Here is a 13,959-nt window from a genome sequence, read left to right on the forward strand (position 1 = left end):
CGAGCGGGGGCTCCTGTCGTTTCCGTGCCCCTGGATTGGGTCATAGTGTCTGTTGTTTCCTGGTCATCGGCGTTGCTGTTCTTTTTACCGGGGTTATTGGTACGGCCTTTGCCGTATTATTGAGGCTGTTTGTTGCCGCGCATTATTCTGTTGAGGGGCTTTGTTGGACAGCTATTTTACTCTGCAATCGAATATTGAGGCTTCGGGCGAGTTTGTGGACCGCAAGAGCCGGTTTATTGCCCAGCTGGTCCATATTGAGTCCGAGGACGAGGCGAATGCCTTTATCGAGATGGTTCGCAAGCGTCATTACGACGCTCGACACAATGTTCCCGCGTGGATTTTGGTCGATGGACGCGAGCGCCAGAGCGATGATGGCGAGCCGAGCCGCACGAGCGGAATGCCGACGCTCGAGGTGCTGCGCGGTGCGGGACTTAAAAACGTATGCTGTGTTGTGACGCGTTATTTTGGTGGCACGCTGTTGGGGCCCGGTGGCTTGGTACGCGCCTATACCGCGGCGACACAGGCGGCGGTGGCCGCGGCTCAGGAGGCTGGGCAGATCGTTGAGATGACGAGTGTCGTGCCGGTTGACGTGCATGTGGCCTATCCACAGTATGAGCAGGTGCTTCGTTTGGCGCAGGATTCGGGTGCCAAGGTTTCGGATACCGATTACGCGGATGCCGTGACACTTCACTTGGTGTTTAAGGCGGGGGAGCAGGAGCTGTTTTGCGCCAAGATGCGCGAGCTTATGGCGGGGCGCGAGGAGATCGAGGTCGGCGCTCCCGAATTTGCTGAGTTCTAACGGCGACGGCCGGCGTGCTTTTGGATGAATCTCAAGCGCGCCGGCCGTCGTTTTCTGTTGCTATCGTTTACTCGGCGAGCTGCTTTAGCATATCGCAGGCGATTTCGACGGCATCGTCGATGCAGCCGGGACAGCTGCGGAGCGGGCCCTTGTCCGATCCGACGCCCTTGAGCGTGCCACAGACGGTCGTCGTGTTCTTCTCGCCAAAGCGCTTGGCAATCTCGCGCGACAGCTTGTAGGTCTGGCCCTTGGTCTTGGGGTTTTCCATACCGTCGCTCATCACAAAGCCCATGATGGCCACGGCGCCCGAGATGGCGCCGCAGGTCTCGGTCATGCCGCCCATGCCGGCGCCAAAGCCCTCGGTGAGGGTAAAGGCGATCTGGGGGTCGAGCCCCACAGCGGGCGCGAGCGTGCAAGCGACAGCCTGGGCGCAGTTAAAGCCGCGGGCGTGGTACTCGGCAGCCTGAGCCTGACAGGCGGTGATGTCGAGCTGGGCTGTATCGATTTGCTTCATCGTTGTCTCCTTGGTCACGGTGTACCCGCCTATGGTACCCGTGACGGGGCATGTAATCATCGAGAGCTTCATGTATGCCTCATTTATATCCATCGATTAAATGCCTAAGGCTGAGACGAATGCCCCTGATTTATTTGTCTCATAACCTATCGGCGGGATGGGTTGAGAGGGGTGCGGGGTAGCGGTATCGTGAACCGAATAAAAACAAAACCCAAGTAAGGGAGTTGGATATGAGCAAGCAGACCATCGGTACCACGTGTGTTCAGGGCGGTTATCGCCCGGGCGATGCAGAGCCGCGTCAGGTGCCCATCTATCAGTCAACCACGTGGAAGTACGACACGTCCGAGCACATGGGCAAGCTGTTTGACCTGGAGGAGTCGGGCTACTTCTATAGCCGTCTGCAGAACCCCACGTGCGATTTGGTCGCCGCCAAGATCTGTGAGATGGAGGGCGGCACCGCTGCGATGCTCACGAGTTCGGGCATGGCTGCGAACTTCCTTGCGATCTTTAACGTGGCCGGTGCCGGTGATCACGTGGTCGCAAGCTCTGCCATCTACGGCGGTACCTACAACCTGCTTGCCCATACCATGGGCCGTATGGGCGTTACCTGCACGTTCGTTGCCCCCGACTGCACCGATGAGGAGCTGGAGGCGGCCTTTGAGCCCAACACCAAGCTCGTCTTTGGCGAGACGATCGCCAACCCCGCCCTTGCCGTGCTCGATATTGAGCGCTTTGCCAAGGCCGCGCATGACCACGGCGTGCCGCTGATGGTCGACAACACCTTCCCGACGCCTGTGATGTGCCGTCCCTTTGAGTGGGGCGCCGACATCGTCACGCACTCCACCACCAAGTACATGGATGGCCATGCAGCCTACCTGGGTGGCGTGATTGTCGACCACGGCCAGTTTGACTGGATGGCCCATGCGGACAAGTTCCCGGGTCTCACCACGCCCGACGAGAGCTACCACGGCGTGACCTATGCCGAGAAGTTCGGTCGCGAGGGCGCCTTCATTACCAAGGCCACCGCGCAGCTCATGCGCGACCTCGGCCCTATGCAGAACCCGCAGGCGGCGTTTTTCCTGAACAGCTCGCTCGAGAGCCTGCATGTGCGCATGCCGCGTCATTGCGAGAATGGCCTGGCCGTTGCCAAGTTCCTGCAGAGCCATCCCAAGGTGCGCTTCGTGAGTTATCCGGGCCTGGAAGGCGACAAGTACTATGACCTGGCTCAGAAGTACATGCCTAGCGGTACCTGCGGCGTTGTGAGCTTTGGCTTTAACGGTGGTCGTGCGGCGGCCGAGACCTTTATGAAGAGCCTCAAGCTCGCCCAGATCGCCACGCATGTGGCCGATGCCCGCACCTGCTGCCTGCATCCCGCTAACGCCACGCACCGTCAGATGAACGATGAGGAGCTCATCGCCTGTGGCATCTCCGCCGACATGGTGCGCCTGTCGTGCGGCCTCGAGGACACGGCCGACCTGATTGCCGACCTTGAGCAGGCTCTCGAGCAGTGCTAGGCTAGCGTTCGCATAAGTCGCCGATGCCGACAGAGGGCTTCGGCGACCTTTACGTTCCGATTCCGTAGGCGGGACCCCAATCGCGGCTGTTTGCAGGCGATTGGGGCCCCGTTTTTGTGTTGCGCCACTCGAAAGGATGGATATGGAGAAAACCGCAGAGCAGCTGCGCCGCGAGCACATTGCCCTAGAGGGCGACACCCATGGCAAGAACAAATGGGCGATTCTGTTTACCGTGCTCATCATGACGTTTATGGCGTGCCTGGATTCGACCGTCGTGACCGTGGCACTGCCCGTGATGCAAAAGGAGCTGGGCGTGGGCCTCGACCGCATCCAGCTGGTGAGCTCGGTGTATCTGCTTGCGACATGCGTGGCTATGCTGCCGTTTGGCCGTCTGGGCGACGTGCGCGGCAAGGTGGGCGTATTCCAACTGGGCGTCATCGTCTTTACGGTCGGCTCGCTGCTGTGCGGCCTTTCGGCCTCGCTCGAGGTTCTCATTCTGGCGCGCATTGTTCAGGGCGTTGGTTGCGCGGCGGCCATGGCCAACAACATGGGCATCATCACCGAGTCGTTTCCGGCGCGCGAGCGCGGTCGTGCCATGGGTATCCTCGCGACTTTCGTGGCCCTCGGCATGATGTGTGGTCCCGTGCTCGGCGGCATGCTGGTGGCAAGCTTTCCCTGGGAGAGCATCTTCCTCATCAACCTGCCCATTGGCGTCATCTCGTTTATCGTGGGGCTTTACACACTGCCGCATGTTAAGCCGGAGGCCGGCGAGCGCCCCATGTCGCTGGCGGAGGCCGCGCGTCGCTGCTTTGCGAGTTCGGCTTTTACGATTAACTTGGCATGCATGCTTATTGTGTTTATCGGCATCGGTGCATCTGAGTTTGTGCTGCCGTTCTATTTCCAGGATGCCCATGGCTTTAGCTCCGATATTTCCGGACTGCTCTTTTTGGCGCTGCCGATGGTGAATGCCTTTATCGGGCCGCTTTCGGGTACGGTTTCGGACCGTGTTGGCTGCGAGGGTCCCACGGCGGTCGGCCTGGGTGTGTACGTGTGCGGTCTCTTTGCGGTAAGTACGCTCGACGAGCACTCCTCCATCCCTGCGATCGTGTGCTGTGTCGCGTTTATGTCGTGCGGCACGTCGATTTTCCAGAGCCCCAATAACTCCCTGTACATGGGCTCGGCTCCGCGCGAAGCGCTCGGTTTTGCTGGCAGCTTGGGCAGTTTGGCGCGCTACGCCGGCATGGCACTCGGTATTACGGTGGCGTCGAATATCCTGTATGGGCAGATGAGCGTGGCGATGGGCGAGGCCGTGACCAGTTTCGTTGCAGGCCGTCCAGATGTGTTCTTATTCGGCTTTCGCTCGGTGTTCTACGTGCTCATGGCTGTGGCCGCTGTGGGCTTTGCGCTCGCCATGGTGCGTTTGGTGAAGATGCGCGCCCGCCATTAGCGTGTTGGGAGGCTGTCTGCCACGATTCGCGCCGTCCCAAAAAGACTGGTTTGTGGTGCGATGTGGCTTGTGGGACGGGCGGGGGTCGGTCCGTGGTAGACTATCGAACAACGTTTATTAATCGCGCGGTATCGTTGCCGCGAGAAGGGGTTGCGCCATGCAGGAGCTTGAGGATCGTATTCGCCATGACGGCATCGTAAAGGCCGGTAACGTCCTTAAGGTTGATGCCTTCCTCAACCACCAGTGCGACGTTGAGCTGTTCGATCACATGGGCGCTGAGTGGGCCCGTCTGTTCGAGGGCGTCGAAATCAACAAGATCCTGACAATCGAGGCTTCGGGCATTGGCATGGCCTGCATTGCAGCTCAGCATTTTGGCGGCGTGCCGGTGGTCTTTGCCAAGAAGGCCCAGTCCATTAACCTCGACGGCGAGCAGTATGCCACGACCATCTACTCCTTTACCAAGCAGAAGGAGTACCCGGTCATCGTGGGCAAGCGCTTCCTGTCCGAGGGCGATAAGGTCCTGATCATCGATGACTTCCTGGCCAACGGCTGCGCGCTTGAGGGTCTTATCAAGATCTGTGAGGCCGCGGGTGCCGAGGTTGCTGGCATTGGCATTGCGGTGGAGAAAGGCTTCCAGGGCGGTGGCGATAAGCTCCGCGAGCGCGGCTTCCGCGTTGAGAGCCTGGCTCGCATTGCCGATATGGACTGCGAGAACGGCGAGATCACCTTCGCCTAAGTGCGCAACACAAGCGATTGGTATGCGATGTGACAAAGGGACAGTCCCTTTGTCACATTTTTTGTATGAGGGGAGGTGTTGATATGGATGAGAACAAGATGGGTTGGCGCGAGTATGCGCGCTATGCCGAGATGTCGGCCGAGGAGCTGGCGCGCGATTGCGAGGTACAGGTGTTTCGCGCGACGGGTCCGGGCGGCCAAGGTGTGAACACGACGGACTCGGCGGTGCGCATGAAGCATATTCCTTCGGGGATTACCGTGACGGCACGCGAGAGCCGCAGCCAGTTCCAAAATCGCTCGAGCTGCCTGCGTAAGCTGCGCGCCGAGCTTGAGCGTCGTGGGCGTCCGCCGCGCCGACGCGTCAAGACCAAGGTGCCTCAGCGCTCCCGCCAGCGCAGGCTCAACGACAAGCACTTCAATGCCATTAAAAAGGCTAACCGTCGCAAGCCGGGCGGGGAGGAATGATCTTCTCAATAAGTTGCGGTGAAATAGGGACTGTTTTTCGGCTTTAGCTGCATAAACAGTCCCTATTTCACCGCAACTTAGGTGAAGCTAGCGGGTCGGGTGCCAGACCTCGAGGACGGCGGGAAGGATATCCACCTCGATGCGCGAGGCGACAATGGGCTCGCCGTCGGCCTGGATGGGGTAATCGGGCTGCTCGAAGGTGAGCTCGGCATGGCGGCAGCGGCGCATACGAACCGGCGGCAACTTGGTGTGGTGGCCGTCCTTGGCCGAAAGAAACATAGGCAGGGCAACGGCGCGGGGGACGGGGCCGCAGGCGTAGCAGACATCGAGTGTGCCGTCACAGGGGTCGGCATCGGGGCAGATGCGATAGCCCGAGCCATAGGTGGGGCCCAGCTGAATCGCCATGATAATCGCCCGCACGCGCTCGGCGGGCGCGCCGTCAAAGCTGACTGTCATGGGGTAGTTGCGATAGCGCAGACCAAACTGCTCAAGTCCCGAGAGGGTGTAGAGCGGCGCGCCTGTCAAGCCGGTCTTTTTGCGCAGCTCGGTGGTGCCAAGGCCGATGGCGGCATCGATGCCGACCGAAAGCGTCTGGTCATAATACTCGACCGTCGCCTCGCCGCTACCGCTTGCGGGGTTCCATGAGCGAATGCGCCCGATGTCCTGACGTTGCAGCTCGCAGGTGAGCAGCGCGCCAAAATCCTTGCCGGAGAAATCGTCGATACCGAGCGTTTGGGCAAAATCGTTGCCGGAGCCCACGGGCAGGACGGCAAGGGCGGGGCGGGCGTCCTGCTTTTGCTTCATAAGCCCATTGACGACCTCGTGGATCACGCCGTCGCCGCCAAGAGCGATAACGGTGCAGTAGCCCTGGGCCTGTGCGGCAAGTTCCTTGGCATGCCCCATGCGCTCGGTCAGTACCAAGTCAAACTGGGATGCGCGTGCAGTCATGTCCAAAAAGCGTTGCAGGCGCTCGGCAACTTCGCGCGCCGCACCCGACTGGGCGGCTGGGTTGGCGATGATGAGCGTGCGACCAAAATCAGTTGCGTGCATGGGGCGACTCCCGGCGTGTGACATGACAGTGCGGTCGCGCTCAGGTCGAATTGCCCCCGATTGTGGCTGCACGGCGAATACTAACGTCTACTCTATCAGGTCGTTGTGGCGCTCGATAGCATCCGCTACCGTACCGCCCTCATCCACAATAAGCGAACGGCGCTTGGGTGAGATGATGCGCTGGGCGGGGTACACGCCGCGGTGTCCGCCGGTTAGGTAGCTGATAAAGGCCACGATGGCAAAGAACCCGGCGGCCGTGCCGTGGAACAGGTCGATGGCCATCATGCAGGTGGTGATGGGCACGTTGAGGCCGGCGCAGAACACGCCGAGCATGCCGAGAGCCGCCAGAAAACTGGGGTCGAGCCCGGTAAGGCAACCGATCCAGCCACCGAGTGCCGCACCGATGCCAAACAGGGGCGTGACCTCGCCGCCTTGGAAGCCCGCGCCCAGGGTAAGCGCTGTGACGACCAACTTGATGACTGCGTCCGCCAGGGTGGTGTTGCCTGCAAATCCGGCGCCGGAAAGCCACGTGGAAAGGCCGGCGTAGTCCCAGGCGTCGAGCATCGCGTAGGCCGCGAGCACCACGAGTGCGCCTATAAGTGCGCGAATGAGGTAATTGGTGATAAAGCGACCGTACAGGTTCTTGACGGTTCGAACCGACCACGCAAAGAGGCGCGCGGTGAGACCAAAGATAATGGCGCTGATAACAACGATGGCAACCGTCCGCGGCGTCATGTCGGGGACGCTGGCGATGACATTCGCTTCGTACTCGGTACCCAGGGCGAGTGATGTAAAGTAGCCGGTAAACGAGGCGACCAGGCAGTAGATGCCCGCGGTGTAGTCGATCTTGCCGATAAAGCACATCTCCATGCCAAAGAAAGCTCCGGCAAGGGGCGAACCGAATACGGCTCCAAAGGCCGACGAGATGCCGGCGAGCATGAGGTCGTGGTGGTCATGCTTTTTGAGGTGGGCGAGGTTCGAGATGTTGCTGGCGATGGTGCCGCCAATCTGCACCGCGGCTCCCTCGCGACCGGCCGATCCGCCCGTTAGGTGCGTGAGCGTGGAACAGACGAAGGTGAGGACGGCCATGCGCATATGGATGAGGCGTGTGCCCAGAGCGGAGTCGATGACCAGGTTGTTGCCACGCTTGGCGGCGAGGCCGTGGTTTTTGTACACCCATGCGGTGGCAACGCCCACAACGGGGAGCAGCGCGTAAATCCACTCATGGTGCTCGCGATAGTCGGTCGCGATATTCAGCGAGGCCAAAAACGCCCAAGCGGCAACGCCCATGGCGAGCGAGACGATAACTACGAGCACGAGCAGCTTGGCGCTCGCGAGTAGGTTGCGGGCGTTGCGGCGCGTGTCGGCAGCCAAGAGATGCTCGGAGCGGGTCAGCTGTTGCCTGCCTGCCATGATGACGTCGTTAAGGGAGAAAAGGCCGCCGTCGTCGAGCGGCTGGGAATGATCCTGCGCCTCGTTTGCGCTTTCGGGTTTGTCGGTAAAAGCCATACGTTCCTCTTTTTGGGTTGCAACACGAGCATTATAAAACGCGGTAAACGCGACGAGCCGGTGGGTTGGTTTCCATTCAGTTTCGCGGCTTGCAACCGACAGGTGTATTTGCGGGTACAGGCCGAGTCGCGGTCGTGCGTCGGGGGATTATACTGAACCAAACATAAAGAATCGGCGCCACTGTTGCGCGCCGTGGCATGTAAGAGGTGTATATGGCTGAGAAACTCATTCCGTTGGAGGACGCACAGGCGATCGTCTTGTCGCACGTGAATCGCACCGAAGTTGTCGAGATTCCCGTGTGGCAGGCGGCCGGTCTTCCCCTGGCCGAGGACGCCACGGCCGATATCGACATCTCTCCGTTTGCCAACAGCGCCATGGATGGATATGCCGTGCATGCCGTCGACCTCGCCAAAGCGTCCACCAATGCGCCCGTGACGCTTTCCGTCGTGGGGCACGAAGCCGCGGGCCATGTGTTCGATGGCGTAATCGCCCCGGGCGAGACGGTCCGCATCATGACAGGCGCGCCGGTGCCCGAGGGTGCGGATGCTGTGGTGAAATACGAGATCGTCGAGGTGCTTGACGGCGACGGCAACGAGGGCTCGCACGTGAGCTTTTCGGCGCCTGCTAAAGTGGGGGAGAACGTTCGCTCTGCCGCCGAGGAGGCCCATGCCGGCGACGTCGTGATGCGTGCCGGCGAGGTTGTGGCCCCGGCCGGCGCTGGCCTGCTGGCAAGCGCCGGTTACGCGAGCGTGAAGGTCCATGCCGCTCCGCGCGTGGGCATTATCTCGCTGGGCACGGAGCTGGTCGCGCCGAGCGAGCTGCCGGCACGCGGGCAGATTCGCGATTCCAACTCCTCGGCGTTGATGGCCGAAGCGCTCGATGCCGGCGCCGAGCCGGTGTTCTATGGCATTGCGCCCGATGATGAGCAGGCGATTGCCGAGCTGGTGCATCGCGCCGTGCAGGAGTGCGATTTTGTCATTACGAGCGGCGGCGCCTCTGCGGGCGATTACGACTACGTGACGGCGCTCGTCCGGCGCGAGGGCGAGGTGCTGTTCGATCGCATCTCGATGCGTCCGGGCAAGGCCATCACGTTTGGCTTGCTTGGGGGTAAGCCCTACCTGGGACTTTCAGGCAATCCGGCCGCGGCGTATGTAGGCTTTGAGATGCTTGCGCGTCCGGCGATCCGCAAGATGCGCGGCTTTGCCGAGGGTACGCGTCCCGTGCAGCAGGCGACGCTCACGCACGGCGTGAAAAAGCGACAGCATCGCCGCTTCTTCGATCGCGCCACGGTTTTGCGCGACCCCGAGACCGGTGAGCTGTTGGTGACCGAGGCCAAGACGCAGAATTCGGCGCTGCTCGGCACGATGCAGCGGGCTAACTGCCTGTTGCGTGTTGACGAAGGACCGTGCGACCTCAAGGTGGGCGATGTCGTGGACGTTGTTCGCGTCGACCTGCCCGAGGGCGCCGTGTTGTAGGAGGAATGCTATGGAGCTGAAGATATCGATCGTGACGTGCTCGGATACGCGCGATCTTGCCCAGGACGAGGCTGGAGCCGCACTCGAGGAACTTATCGAGGCGCAGGGCTGGACGGTCGCCTCGCATGTGGTCGTGCGCGACGACGTCAGCGAGATCGGTGATGCCATTGTGGAAGCCGCCGATGAGTGCCACGCCAATGTCGTGCTCACCTGCGGCGGCACGGGGCTTTCGATGCGCGATGTGACACCCGAGGCGACGCGTGCCGTCTGCGAGCGCGATGTGCCGGGCATTGCAGAGGCAATCCGTGCGTACTCCATGACCAAGACGCGCCGCGCTATGCTCTCGCGCGCTATTTGCATGCAACGAGGTCATACACTTGTCGTAAACTTTCCCGGTTCTACGAAGGCCGCCCGCGAAAGCTGGGAGGCCATAGCGGACCAGCTGGAGCATGCGGCTCAGATGACAGCGGGCGGCGGACATACCAACTAAGCGGTTTACCTGCGGCGGAGCGACCTGAACGGCTGCTCCGCTTTTTATTTGCGCCCAAGGGGACGGCATTCTGTAGGCATGCCTGAAACTATATTCTCAGAAGAGAATAATTTCTCATAATCATTATTCTCACCGAAGTATAATCTAATTACAGAATAAAGCCCGCGGTGGGGTACCCGGGCATAAGGTCCGAAAGGGTTGAACATGTTCGATATGGTTTCTCGCCGCGGATTCGTCTCGCTTTCTGCTGTCGCCGCTGCTGGCCTTGGGCTTGCCGGCTGCTCCGGCAACAAGGAGCCCGAGGCGACCGGCTCCGATGCCGGCTCCGCCAAGGCCTCTTCCAAGAAGGAAACCGTCGAGCTGCAGGTCTTTGCTGCCAACTCGCTCGAGAAGGCTCTGCCCGAGGTTCAGAAGCTCTACACCGAGCAGACCGGTACCACCTTTGCCGACACGCAGTTTAAGGCGTCCGGCGACCTCGTTGAGCAGATGCGCGCCGGTGCCACGGTCGACGTGCTCATCACCGCTTCCAAGGGCACCATGGATGACGCTGAGACCGTCGAGCTCGTCGATGCCGACACGCGTGAGGATATGTTCGTCAACGATCTTGTGATCATTCGCGCTGAGGGCTCCGACACCAAGATCGAGGCCATCGCCGACGTCGCGAACCTGGACGGCAAGATCGCCATCGGCGACGCCAAGACCGTCCCCGCCGGCAAGTACGCCAACCAGGCGTTGGCTTCCGTGGGCCTCTACACCGGCACCGAAGGCGACGACGGCGAGTGTGCTCCCGAGATCGCCGACAAGGTCGCACTGGCCGACAAAGTTGGTACCGCTGCCGCCTATGTGTCCACAGGCGACTGCGTGGCCGGTTTTGTCTACAGCTCCGATATCTTCCGCTACGACGGCATCGAGGAGGCGTTCGTGTGTCCCGAGGACTCGCACAAGCCCATCGTGTATCCGGGCGCCGTTGCCGAGAGCTCCGAACATGCCGACGAGGCTAAGGCGTTCATCGACTTTTGCCTGTCCAACAAGAAGGCTCAGAAGATTTGGGCTAAGTACGGCTTTGAGCTTTCCGCGTAGTGCGGCTTGGCGCGATAATTCCATCGTTTTGTGTTTCACTCCGTCCTTGTATTCGCTTGGAGCTTTTCGTGCTTAATAGATTCCGCATGCTTGTCGCCTGTGCTTTGACCTTCGCGCTTTGCTGGGTGCCGGGATTTGCGTTTGCTGGGGACGCTGAGGACGGGGCCCAGGTTGCTGCGACCGCTCACGGGCTTTCCTATGGGATCGAGGGTTTTGAGCGGTTGGCCAAGGGGACCGCTCGTGCCATGGAGGGCCAGCCTGAGGGCTTCCGGTTTCCCGTTGACGAGGACGTGGACCTTGTAGTGGTGCCTGCTGCCGATCGCGTTGTGGTGTGGATATCGCCCAAGGCGGTCGAGAAGTTTGGATTGGATCCGCAGGACAACGAGTGCGTATCGGGTCTCAAGGCCCTCGTCTGCGAGCTCGACAGCGCAAACTCCATGGGAGGTGCGCAGCTAGGGGACGTTGATCTTCCTTGGTATGTCACGGCGGAAACAACGTTTGATGCCGGCGGGTATACCTATGGCTTTGATGTGCGTGGTGCGGATGGGGACCGCTATGTGGTGATTGCATCGGCTTCGGGTGATGCCAAGGGCGGCGCGCGTTGGCTTGATAGCGCTCAAATGGTTGAAGCATCGTCTGTCGTGTTGCGGGATGAGCAGGGGCCCTTGACCTCTCTGGCCTCCTTTTTAGGCGACATCGACTATCGCCCGTTTTGGGTGTCCATTAAAACGAGCGGCCTTGCCCTGCTGATCTCCTTTGCGCTGGGTCTGTTCGCGGCGTGGAAGACCATGGGCACCTCGAGTCGCATCAAGGGCCTGCTCGATTCGGTCTTTACGATTCCTATGGTGCTGCCGCCCACGGTCTGCGGCTTTCTGCTCCTCATGCTGTTTGGCCGCTCGATCGGGGTGGGCCAGTGGCTCATCGCGCACGGCATCTCGATCGTCTTTACGTGGCCCGCGGCGGTGATATCTGCCGTGGTGGTGTCGTTTCCGCTGGTCTACCGCACGGCGCTCGGAGCCTTCGAGAGCCTCGACACGCAGATGCTCGACGCCGCGCGAACCTTGGGATGGTCCGAACGTCGCGTCTTTGCCAAGCTCATGATGCCGCTCGGCTGGCCCTCCATCGCCGCCGGCACGGTGCTCGCCTTCGCGCGTGCCATGGGCGAGTTCGGTTGCACCCTGTTCTTTGCGGGCAACTACGCCGGCATTACCCAGACCATCCCCATCGCTATCTACTTTGAGTGGATGGGCGGCAATACGTCGGTGGCCCTCTTTTGGGTCGTGGTCGTAATTGCGTTCAGCTTCCTGGTCATCCTATTCATCAACATGTACACGGCGCATTCGCAAAAGTATCGCGAGCGTGGTCTCTCCCGTGCGGAGCGCAAACAGGCCAAGCAGCTGTGTGGCCAGGCCGATTCGCTCGACCCAGTCGGCGGCGATGCGCTGCGTATCGATCGCGAGGCGTTGGCCGAACTCATGCGCGATGATGTCGCTTTGCAGGGAGGTCGATAGGCCATGTCGCTCGTTCTGGATATCAAAAAGCGCTATCCCGGGTTTATGCTCGACATACAGCTTGAGGCCGGCGAGGAGCGCGTGGCGCTGCTCGGTGCCTCAGGCTGCGGCAAGAGCTGTACGCTGCGCTGCATTGCCGGTGTGGAGACGCCCGACGAGGGCAAGATCGTTGTCAACGGCGTGACCTTCTTTGACTCGGCGGCGGGCATCAACCTGTCGCCTCAGGAGCGTAAGTGTGCTCTGCTGTTCCAAAACTATCAGCTGTTTCCCAACATGACGGTGGCCGATAACGTGTGCGCCGGTGTAAAGGACGCGGGCGACGTCGCGGTGCGCAAAAAGCTCGCCGAGCGCTATCTGGGCATTTTCGGTCTGGCCGATTTTGCCGAACGCTATCCCGCGCGGCTCTCGGGCGGGCAGCAGCAACGTGTGGCGCTTGCTCGCATGGTGGCGGCGCATCCGGGCATTTTTATGTTCGACGAGCCCATGAGCGCACTCGATTCCTATCTTAAGAGCGCGCTCGAACAGAACATGCTCGACCTGTTCGATGTGTGCAACCGCACCGTGCTCTACGTGAGCCACGACATCGACGAGGCGTGCCGCCTGTGCCAGCGCATCTGCGTGATGCACGACGGGCATGTTGAGGAGATCGGCTCCGTCGGGGACGTGGTCCGCCGTCCGCAGACGCTGGCGGCGCTGCGCCTGACGGGCTGCAAGAACACAAGCCGGGCGCGCAAGATCGGCGACGAAGAAGTTGAAGCCCTCGACTGGGGCATGACCTTTAACGTGGGTCGCGAGGTTCCCGATAATGTGGCGTACCTGGGCATTCGCGCAAGCTACTTCCATGTTGACAATCGCGCTGAGCGGGGTCGCAACAGCTACGACCTGCACGTGGCGCGCGTGAGCGATTCACGTTTTGAGCGCCTGGTGCTGTTGGATGCGCCGCGCATCGATGCGCCCACGCGTCTGCAGTGGAAGGTCAACAAGGTGGGCATGCCTGTCGACGAGCTGCCGCAAGCAGGCGAGACGCTGCGCATGCATTTTGATGCCAGTAGGATCCATTTGGTTTGTCGATAGCGCTGGTTAATGCCGTCGGGGATATAAGCCTCGGCGTCTTTGTCTCGCCGTTTGCCGAATGAGGGATGACAAACTCTTATCAATCAAGATAATTATTTATTAAACGACGTCACACGACGCTGTCGTACGAATGTCAACGGTGTTCGCATGGTCGATGACCGTTGATATAGTTGACCTTATCTTGTAAAGGAGGTGCGCACATGCCGCAGACGACATACATTCGCCGCGTTGCCGCGCGTGCCCTATATATCGCTCGGAGCCGCATATGAGCAGGTATGTTCACGGCTCCGGGAGAG

13 protein-coding genes are annotated in these 13,959 nt (G+C 60.7%); 10 read left to right on the forward strand and 3 right to left on the reverse strand.

The annotated features are described in order from the left end of the window. Positions 1-160 precede the first annotated feature (160 nt). Positions 161-799 carry a YigZ family protein gene (locus DXB53_RS08105; RefSeq protein WP_199409706.1) on the forward strand — a complete coding sequence of 213 codons (639 nt, stop codon included), beginning with the start codon at positions 161-163 and terminating at the stop codon, positions 797-799. Positions 800-866: 67 nt separating this feature from the next. On the opposite strand, the gene DXB53_RS08110 is transcribed toward DXB53_RS08105, so the two are convergent. Next, entirely contained in the window at positions 867-1,313 is a 447-nt protein-coding gene (locus DXB53_RS08110; protein ID WP_233503848.1) for a C-GCAxxG-C-C family protein, read from the reverse strand. A gap of 230 nt (positions 1,314-1,543) precedes the next feature. On the opposite strand from DXB53_RS08110, the gene DXB53_RS08115 reads away from it, so the two are divergent. The 4 genes from DXB53_RS08115 (at position 1,544) to DXB53_RS08130 (ending at position 5,474) form a co-directional block, all read left to right on the forward strand. Then, positions 1,544-2,827, forward strand: coding sequence for an O-acetylhomoserine aminocarboxypropyltransferase/cysteine synthase family protein (locus tag DXB53_RS08115; protein WP_117584058.1), 1,284 nt, complete (start codon positions 1,544-1,546; stop codon positions 2,825-2,827). 142 nt (positions 2,828-2,969) lie between these two features. After that, positions 2,970-4,274, forward strand: a complete 1,305-nt coding sequence (locus DXB53_RS08120; protein WP_117584059.1) for an MFS transporter — start codon at positions 2,970-2,972, stop codon at positions 4,272-4,274. Between the two features lie 157 nt (positions 4,275-4,431). Beyond that, positions 4,432-5,010, forward strand: coding sequence for a xanthine phosphoribosyltransferase (locus tag DXB53_RS08125; protein ID WP_089571612.1), 579 nt, complete (start codon positions 4,432-4,434; stop codon positions 5,008-5,010). A gap of 83 nt (positions 5,011-5,093) precedes the next feature. Then, on the forward strand, positions 5,094-5,474 hold the full coding sequence (locus DXB53_RS08130) for a peptide chain release factor-like protein (protein WP_369831576.1): 381 nt from the start codon (positions 5,094-5,096) through the stop codon (positions 5,472-5,474). Positions 5,475-5,561: 87 nt separating this feature from the next. On the opposite strand, the gene DXB53_RS08135 is transcribed toward DXB53_RS08130, so the two are convergent. After that, positions 5,562-6,524: a diacylglycerol kinase family protein gene (locus DXB53_RS08135; RefSeq protein ID WP_117584060.1), complete on the reverse strand. Its 963-nt coding sequence runs from the start codon at positions 6,522-6,524 to the stop codon at positions 5,562-5,564. A gap of 87 nt (positions 6,525-6,611) precedes the next feature. Then, the gene (locus DXB53_RS08140) at positions 6,612-8,033 is read right to left on the reverse strand and encodes a chloride channel protein (RefSeq protein ID WP_199409707.1); all 1,422 of its coding nucleotides are present in this window, start codon (positions 8,031-8,033) and stop codon (positions 6,612-6,614) included. Between the two features lie 212 nt (positions 8,034-8,245). Here DXB53_RS08140 and glp point away from each other — a divergent pair, with 212 nt between their 5' ends. From glp to DXB53_RS08165, 5 genes are all read left to right on the forward strand, one after another. Beyond that, positions 8,246-9,508 carry a gephyrin-like molybdotransferase Glp gene (glp, locus tag DXB53_RS08145; protein ID WP_117584061.1) on the forward strand — a complete coding sequence of 421 codons (1,263 nt, stop codon included), beginning with the start codon at positions 8,246-8,248 and terminating at the stop codon, positions 9,506-9,508. 10 nt (positions 9,509-9,518) lie between these two features. Further along, positions 9,519-9,998, forward strand: a complete 480-nt coding sequence (locus DXB53_RS08150; protein ID WP_117584062.1) for a molybdenum cofactor biosynthesis protein B — start codon at positions 9,519-9,521, stop codon at positions 9,996-9,998. 204 nt (positions 9,999-10,202) lie between these two features. Next, positions 10,203-11,078 carry a molybdate ABC transporter substrate-binding protein gene (gene modA / locus DXB53_RS08155; RefSeq protein ID WP_117584063.1) on the forward strand — a complete coding sequence of 292 codons (876 nt, stop codon included), beginning with the start codon at positions 10,203-10,205 and terminating at the stop codon, positions 11,076-11,078. A 68-nt stretch (positions 11,079-11,146) separates the two neighbouring features. After that, complete coding sequence (gene modB / locus DXB53_RS08160) at positions 11,147-12,589, forward strand: molybdate ABC transporter permease subunit (RefSeq protein WP_233503849.1); 1,443 nt, start codon at positions 11,147-11,149, stop codon at positions 12,587-12,589. A gap of 3 nt (positions 12,590-12,592) precedes the next feature. After that, complete coding sequence (locus tag DXB53_RS08165; protein WP_117584065.1) at positions 12,593-13,663, forward strand: sulfate/molybdate ABC transporter ATP-binding protein; 1,071 nt, start codon at positions 12,593-12,595, stop codon at positions 13,661-13,663. Positions 13,664-13,959: the final 296 nt, after the last annotated feature.

The sequence above is a fragment of the Collinsella sp. OM04-5 genome (genome assembly GCF_003439125.1).
Lineage (GTDB): Bacteria > Actinomycetota > Coriobacteriia > Coriobacteriales > Coriobacteriaceae > Collinsella.

Bases quoted from the DNA above. Each gene is read 5' to 3' on its own strand.
- DXB53_RS08110 (WP_233503848.1), bottom strand. From the start codon at position 1,313: ATGAAGCAAATCGATACAGCCCAGCTCGACATCACCGCCTGTCAGGCT.
- DXB53_RS08115 (WP_117584058.1), top strand. From the start codon at position 1,544: ATGAGCAAGCAGACCATCGGTACCACGTGTGTTCAGGGCGGTTATCGC.
- DXB53_RS08120 (WP_117584059.1), top strand. From the start codon at position 2,970: ATGGAGAAAACCGCAGAGCAGCTGCGCCGCGAGCACATTGCCCTAGAG.
- DXB53_RS08125 (WP_089571612.1), top strand. From the start codon at position 4,432: ATGCAGGAGCTTGAGGATCGTATTCGCCATGACGGCATCGTAAAGGCC.
- DXB53_RS08130 (WP_369831576.1), top strand. From the start codon at position 5,094: ATGGATGAGAACAAGATGGGTTGGCGCGAGTATGCGCGCTATGCCGAG.
- DXB53_RS08135 (WP_117584060.1), bottom strand. From the start codon at position 6,524: ATGCACGCAACTGATTTTGGTCGCACGCTCATCATCGCCAACCCAGCC.
- DXB53_RS08140 (WP_199409707.1), bottom strand. From the start codon at position 8,033: ATGGCTTTTACCGACAAACCCGAAAGCGCAAACGAGGCGCAGGATCAT.
- glp (WP_117584061.1), top strand. From the start codon at position 8,246: ATGGCTGAGAAACTCATTCCGTTGGAGGACGCACAGGCGATCGTCTTG.
- DXB53_RS08150 (WP_117584062.1), top strand. From the start codon at position 9,519: ATGGAGCTGAAGATATCGATCGTGACGTGCTCGGATACGCGCGATCTT.
- modA (WP_117584063.1), top strand. From the start codon at position 10,203: ATGTTCGATATGGTTTCTCGCCGCGGATTCGTCTCGCTTTCTGCTGTC.
- DXB53_RS08165 (WP_117584065.1), top strand. From the start codon at position 12,593: ATGTCGCTCGTTCTGGATATCAAAAAGCGCTATCCCGGGTTTATGCTC.